Source organism: Mycobacterium sp. NPDC003449 (assembly GCF_053588415.1).
Window position 1 is genome coordinate 1 of sequence record NZ_JBSFPX010000301.1, and the last position, 5,705, is coordinate 5,705.

6 protein-coding genes are annotated in these 5,705 nt (G+C 67.7%); 2 read left to right on the top strand and 4 right to left on the bottom strand.

The genetic code is table 11. The features are described from left to right. Nucleotides 1-24: 24 nt before the first annotated feature. A complete protein-coding gene (locus tag ACWDTP_RS37020; RefSeq protein WP_450028191.1) occupies nt 25-585 on the bottom strand; it encodes a polyketide synthase in 561 nt (186 codons plus the stop codon). Between the two features lie 135 nt (nt 586-720). Here ACWDTP_RS37020 and ACWDTP_RS37025 point away from each other — a divergent pair, with 135 nt between their 5' ends. Both ACWDTP_RS37025 and ACWDTP_RS37030 read left to right on the top strand, forming a co-directional pair. Then, nucleotides 721-1,077 carry an XRE family transcriptional regulator gene (locus ACWDTP_RS37025; RefSeq protein WP_450028192.1) on the top strand — a complete coding sequence of 119 codons (357 nt, stop codon included), beginning with the start codon at nt 721-723 and terminating at the stop codon, nt 1,075-1,077. 47 nt (nt 1,078-1,124) lie between these two features. Continuing rightward, nucleotides 1,125-1,859 carry a hypothetical protein gene (locus ACWDTP_RS37030; RefSeq protein WP_450028193.1) on the top strand — a complete coding sequence of 245 codons (735 nt, stop codon included), beginning with the start codon at nt 1,125-1,127 and terminating at the stop codon, nt 1,857-1,859. Nucleotides 1,860-1,883: 24 nt separating this feature from the next. Here the strand turns inward: ACWDTP_RS37030 and lipL are convergent, their stop codons facing one another. The 3 genes from lipL to scpA form a co-directional block, all read right to left on the bottom strand. Continuing rightward, a complete protein-coding gene (gene lipL / locus ACWDTP_RS37035; RefSeq protein WP_450028194.1) occupies nt 1,884-3,149 on the bottom strand; it encodes an esterase/beta-lactamase LipL in 1,266 nt (421 codons plus the stop codon). A gap of 52 nt (nt 3,150-3,201) precedes the next feature. Continuing rightward, nucleotides 3,202-4,182 carry a methylmalonyl Co-A mutase-associated GTPase MeaB gene (gene meaB, locus ACWDTP_RS37040; RefSeq protein WP_450028195.1) on the bottom strand — a complete coding sequence of 327 codons (981 nt, stop codon included), beginning with the start codon at nt 4,180-4,182 and terminating at the stop codon, nt 3,202-3,204. Beyond that, the coding region (gene scpA, locus ACWDTP_RS37045; protein ID WP_450028196.1) for a methylmalonyl-CoA mutase at nt 4,182-5,705 on the bottom strand (1,524 nt) is incomplete at its 5' end. The genes scpA and meaB, both read right to left, overlap by 1 nt.

The following is a 5,705-nucleotide window of genomic DNA, read 5'->3' on the forward strand; positions in this document are numbered from 1 at the left end:
CCTTGCAAATCGGGGATGGCGGGCCTATCCGGAGGTGACCTCGATCAGGGCGAGGGGGAACTGTTCGGCCAGTTCCTCGACCGTGTAGCGGTCGAAGCTGCGGGTGTCGAACCGCCAGTCCACCCGCAGGGCCCTATCGCCGTCGCGCCGCACCTGAACGGCCAGGACGTGCGTGTCGGAAGCGGCGGCCCGTTCACCGAATCCGAGCCGGACATCGGCCCGTGGATATCGGCCGCCAGCGGACCCGGTGACTCCCGAGCGCGTGGCGGCGAGCAATTCCGCGCCAGAGAGGTCCCGACGCGTAATGCACGGTACGGCCACCCGCGGGGTGCCCTCGATGTCGAGGTCGACGATCAGCGTGCCGTCGCCGATCGACCGCGCGACCGTGCGGCTCAGGGCCGCGGTCAGGATCTCGGCGGTGCTGCATCCCAGTGCCTCGCGCGCACCGTCGAGCTCGCCGACCAGGTCTTCGGCCAGTGAGGTCGGGATTGTCGCCATGTCCGCCGCCTGCGCCGGCGTGGCGGCGTGGTGGTCGGTGATCCAGCAGGTCGCACCGGACGACCCGGTGAGGATGGGAGCAGCCATAACCCAACGGTAGCCAAACTGTCCCAAATTTGGGAGAGGCATGCCAAAAGTCTGACTCTGCTGCCAATTCCGGAGCATCCGCATTCTGGGCGGTTCGCCCTACCCGGATCAGAGACCGGGGTTTAAGGTGTTGTGGTGCCACGCACCGATGAGAACGGCAGGCAGCTTAAAGCCCTGCTGGACTACCTGCTCGACGGTGAGATCGACGCGAAGGCGATCTACACCGCCCTCGGGGTGTCCAGCAGCACCTATTACCGGCGCATCAAGGAAGCCGACTATCCCAACGCCGAGGAACTGCGGCAGGTCTCGGATCGATTCCGGCTCAGCTATCCCGACCTGCAGATCAGGTTCGGCCTGATGAGCCGCCAGGAGGTCTGGCACTACCTGGAATCCTCTCCCCTGATGGTCGCCCCGGTCGAGACCGCCACCCGGGTGAACCGACGCAAGAAGATGTCCGAATTGACCCTTCGCCCGGACGCCCCACCGCTGTAGCCGTACTATTTGCTGAAAATGCAAATCCCTGCCCAAGGCGAAGTCTTATGTCCGTAGCGATCCTCATCTGCATCACATTGCTGTGCATCGGGTGGAGCCTGTGGATCAGGCGGGTCACCTGGACCTGCCGGTGGGAGGTCGCCGCGACCCTCAACATCGCCCTTCAGGGCCTCGCGGTTTTGCTGATGTCACCGTGGGCGTCCGAAACCATCGGTCAGGTGCTCTACCACCTGACCGGCAAGTGGAACGTCGAGGACTACATCGGCCACGACTGCTACATCGTGGCGGCGTCGGCCGTGGTCTACAACACGCTGGGCCGGTTGCAGGATGACCACGCCATGCAACACTCGTTCAAGCAGTACGTCGAGCGTCCGGCGACGGTCTGCATTCCGCTGTTGCTGGCCGCCTTCTCCCTGGGCAACGGTGCGGCGATCTACGGCCCCGATTTCTTCCAGGTGCGCACCGATTTCTGGCTCAACGTCTACTGGCTGTTGCTCTGCGGCATCCTGATCTATCTGCTGTCCTACGGTCTCCGGGCGATTCTGATCCTGCGGAAGGACCCGCGCTCGCGCCGGGTGGCCAACATCTATCTGTTCGCATCGGTGAGCGGGATCCTCGCGTGCCTGGTGCGCATCGTGACGGCATTCGTCCCGCAACTGCAGCCGATCGAGAACGGCCGCCTGGTGTGGGTCTTCGCCTGCATCTGCGGTGCGATGTTCGCCCTCGCGGCCGCGCACTCCTGGCGGATCAAGACACGTTGGCTGACCCCGAGCAGACGCTGAGGCTTCCGGTCCGTTCCGGTTGCCTCAGCCGGCGACCGGCTTGGACACCCCGAACGGCGGCGCCCCGAGATCGGGCACCGGGACGAAACCACGCGTGCGCCCGCGCGCCACGTCCGCGCGGATCAACGCGTTGAGGCCGACGAACGCCGCCATATCGAGCACCATCGGGGTCAGCAACCGGTTGTGCACGAATCCGATCGCCAACCCGCTGGCCGGGTCGGCCCACCCGACCGAGCCACCCAGCCCGACGTGGCCGAAGCCCGCCATCACCCCGAACGGCACCGCGTGATAGCCGAGATGAAAAGCCAGCGGCACCACGAGATTGCGGTCGGGCGAGAGGCTGGGCCGACCGGTCAGGCCCGCCGCGGTCTCCGGGGAGAGGTAGCGCACGCCCTCGAACATCCCGCCATTGGCGATCGCGCCGTACATTCTGGCCAGCCCCCGCGCCGTGGCCACGCCGTTGACCGCGGGAGCCTCGGTGTCGAGCAACGGGGCGTCGCCGCGGACCAGTGACATGATCCCCGGCAGGTAGATCGACCCGAATCCTCGGGAGAACGGCAGCGCGGCCAATCTGGGCGCGACGAAGTCGAACACCTGGTTGGGCCACGTCCCCTGCGGGAACAGGATCTGCGCCACCCCGGTCGGCGCGCCCGCGGGCGGGCGGCCCAGGTGCAGGCCGTCGGTCCCCAGCGGTTCGGCCAGCTCGGTGCGGAACAACTCCCGCATGTCCTTGCCGGTCACGGAGCGGGCCAGGCCCGACATCAGCCAGCCGTAGGTCAGCGCGTGATAGGCGGGTTTGCCGTAGAGCAGCGCATTCACCGATGCGGCCGCGACCCGCGATTCCATCACCCGGTGGTCGAGCAGCTCGGCCATGGTCACGCCGTTGAGCTGGGACAGGCCCGCGCGGTGCGCCATCAGCTCGCGGACCGTGATCGCCGCCTTGCCGTTGGCGGCGAACTCCGGCCAGTACGCGCATACCGGTGTGTCGTAATCGAGCAGTCCGCGGTCGACCAGGCGGTGGATGACGGTCGAGGCCATCCCCTTGGTGACCGAGTAGACCATGGTCCCGGTGTCGGCGGTCCAATGCCGGGTGCCCGCCCGGTCGGCGTAGCCGGTCCACACGTCGACCAGCGGCTCCCCGTTCCGGTAGATCGCCAGTGCGCCGCCACCGAGCCTGCGGTGCGGGAACAGCCGCGCGAATCCCTGCAGAGTGCGGGTGAAGTTCGCGTCCGCCGCGCCCTGAACGCCGGGTGGGAGCGCGTCGCTGCGCTCCTGGTCGTGATCGCTCACACAATCGAATTTACCTGCAACCCCGGCAAATCTTCCATGTGTTACCTATTCGTTAGCGCCCCTCGGCGGCGTCCAGGATCCGCTGCGCCGCCAAGGCCGGGGTGAGTTCCCCGTCGCGCACCTGACGCTCGACCTCGGCGCGCAGGCCGCGGACCCGTGGATCCGACATCACCCGGTCCAGCACCGTGTCGCGCACCATCGACCAGGTCCAGTCCACCTGCTGTGTCCGGCGGCGGGCCTCGAACTCGCCGGCCTCGGTGAGCACCCGGCGGTGTCGCAGCACCGTGTCCCACAACTCGTCGAGCCCCACGCCCTCCAACGCGCTCATGGTGAGTACCGGTGGGCGCCAAAGGGTTTCACGAGGGTAGATGAGCCGGATGGCCCCGGTGAGTTCACGCGCGGCTTTCTTGGCCTCGACGGCATGCGCGCCGTCGGCCTTGTTCACCACGATGACGTCGGCGAGCTCGAGCACACCCTTCTTGATCCCCTGCAGCTGATCACCGGTGCGGGCCAGGGTGAGGAAGACGAACGAATCCACCATGTTCGCGACGGTGACCTCGGACTGCCCAACACCCACCGTCTCGACCAGGATGACGTCGTAACCCGCCGCCTCCAGCAAAACGATGGTTTCACGGGTGGCCTTGGCGACCCCGCCGAGCGTGCCCGACGTCGGCGAGGGCCGGATGTAGGCGTCCGGGTGGACCGCGAGCTGAGCCATCCGGGTCTTGTCGCCCAGGATCGACCCGCCGGTGCGGGTCGAGGACGGGTCGACCGCAAGCACTGCGACCCGGTGCCCGGCCGCGATGAGATACATGCCGAGGGCCTCGATGGCGGTGGACTTACCGACCCCCGGCACACCGGTGATGCCGATGTGTTGCGCCGTACCCGCATCGGGCATGAGTTCCAGCAGCAACTGCTGGGCCTGGTCGCGATGATCGAGCCTGGTCGACTCGACCAGGGTGATCGCGCGGGCCAGCGCCGCGCGGTCGCCGGCCCGGACCGCCGCGGCGAGTTCTCCGACGGTGGGAGCCACTAGGTCAGCTGGTAGCCGAGCCGGTCGGCCAACTTGTGCAGCAGGCCGATCGCGGCGTCCGCGATCACCGTGCCCGGCGGGAAGATCGCGTTCGCCCCGGCCTCGTACAGTTCGTCGAAGTCGCCCGGCGGGATGACACCGCCGACCACGATCATGATGTCGGGGCGGCCCACCTCGGCCAGCGCATCGCGCAGCGCGGGCACCAGGGTGAGATGCCCGGCGGCCAGCGAGGACACCCCGACCACGTGCACATCGTTGTCGGCGGCCTGGCGGGCCACCTCATCCGGTGTGGAGAACAACGAACCCACGTCGACGTCGAAGCCGATGTCGGCGAACGCCGTGGCGATCACCTTCTGGCCGCGGTCGTGGCCGTCCTGGCCCATCTTGGCCACCAGGATGCGCGGCCGCCGGCCGTCGGACTCGGCGAACTTCTCGACCAATTCCGTTGCGGTACTCACATTCCCGGCCTTCCCCACCTCGTCGCGGTAGACGCCCGAGATGGTGCGGATCTCGGCCTGGTGGCGCCCGTAGACCTTCTCCAGCGCGTCGGAGATCTCCCCGACGGTAGCTTTCGCCCTGGCCGCGTCGATGGCCAGGGCGAGCAGGTTGTTACCCAGACCGTCCTCGCCGGCCGGGCCGGACTCGCGAGCCGCGCGGCTCAACTCGTCCAGGGCCGCCTGCGTCGCGGCCTCGTCGCGGTCGGCCCGCAGCTGCTGCAGCTTGGCGAGCTGCTCGGCCCGCACCCGGCTGTTCTCGACCTTGAGGACCTCGATCTCCTGATCCTGGTCCACCTGGTACTTGTTCACCCCGATCACCGTCTGGGCGCCGGAATCGATCCGGGCCTGGGTGCGCGCCGCGGCCTCTTCGATACGCAGTTTCGGGATGCCCTCACCGATGGCCTGGGCCATGCCGCCGTGCTCGGCGACCTCCTTGAGGTGGGCGCGGGCCCGCTCGGCGAGCTGATGGGTCAGCCACTCCACGTAGTACGAGCCGCCCCACGGATCGATCGGCCGGGTGGTACCCGACTCCTGCTGCAGCAGCAGCTGGGTGTTGCGGGCGATCCGGGCCGAGAAGTCGGTCGGCAGCGCCAGCGCCTCGTCCAGCGCGTTGGTGTGCAGCGACTGGGTGTGCCCCTGGGTGGCCGCCATCGCCTCGACGCAGGTGCGGGCCACGTTGTTGAAGACATCCTGTGCGGTCAGCGACCAGCCCGAGGTCTGCGAATGGGTCCGCAGCGACAGCGACTTATCGCTCTTGGGCTCGAATTCGGCCACCAGCTCACTCCACAGCAGCCGGCCCGCCCGCAGCTTGGCCACCTCCATGAAGAAGTTCATCCCGATGCCCCAGAAGAAGCTCAGCCGCGGCGCGAACTTGTCGATGTCCAGCCCGGCGTCGAGCCCGGCCTTGATGTACTCCACACCGTCGGCCAGCGTGTATGCGAGCTCCAGATCGGCTGTGGCACCGGCTTCTTGGATGTGATAGCCGGAGATCGAGATCGAGTTGAACTTCGGCATCTTCACACTGGT

Excerpts from the sequence above, each read along its gene's own strand:
- ACWDTP_RS37020 (WP_450028191.1), bottom strand. The coding sequence starts at position 585 with ATGGCTGCTCCCATCCTCACCGGGTCGTCCGGTGCGACCTGCTGGATC.
- ACWDTP_RS37030 (WP_450028193.1), top strand. The coding sequence starts at position 1,125 with ATGTCCGTAGCGATCCTCATCTGCATCACATTGCTGTGCATCGGGTGG.